General features: G+C 51.1%; 2 protein-coding genes. Both read right to left on the minus strand.

Features of this window, described 5'->3' with window-relative positions:
- On the minus strand, positions 1–250 hold a 250-nt coding region (locus QP381_RS08495), incomplete at its 3' end, for a hypothetical protein (protein WP_285068492.1).
- A partial coding sequence (locus QP381_RS08500; protein ID WP_285068494.1) for a hypothetical protein occupies positions 240–513 on the minus strand: 274 nt, incomplete at its 5' end. The genes QP381_RS08500 and QP381_RS08495, both read right to left, overlap by 11 nt.

A 513-nucleotide genomic window follows, 5' to 3' on the forward strand; every position in this document is an offset into this window, starting at 1 on the left:
TTTCACCGGCGATCAGGCCGGGATCATTATCGAAAGTAGAGATTCTTTCTGTGCGGGCCCCGGCTTGGGTGCGGGATTTGAGCTTGCGATTTTCTGACTCTAGGTGCTCGATCTGCCGCCCGCGCTCGTCGTATTGGGCGTGGAGTCGGGTGAACGCGTCTTCGTCCAAATCGTTTAGCGTGTTGATGAGGTTGGAGAGTTGCCGCCGGTACATGGCATGGTTCTCCCAAAACTTTTTATTAGCACTCATGATCTTCCATTTCTGCGTCTCGTTCTGCTAGTAAGACGGCGTATGCGCGATCGTAGAAGTTTGCGTTATCGGTTTCGACTTGCACTTGGCTGAATAGTCGGAGTGCGGCATCGCTAGCGCACATGCGATTTTTTTCGATCTCGGTAAGCTGCCTGTGCGTTTCTTTATGATTCTTTACCTTCTGGGGGAGAGCGTTTTTTGCTTTCCGCTCAAGTTTCCGCGTATTAGCAAGGATCTGATTTAGAAGGTCTACTGGGTCATCG

Origin of the sequence: Pauljensenia sp. UMB6358, assembly GCF_030216865.1 — a bacterium.
GTDB classification, from domain to species: domain Bacteria; phylum Actinomycetota; class Actinomycetes; order Actinomycetales; family Actinomycetaceae; genus Pauljensenia; species Pauljensenia turicensis_A.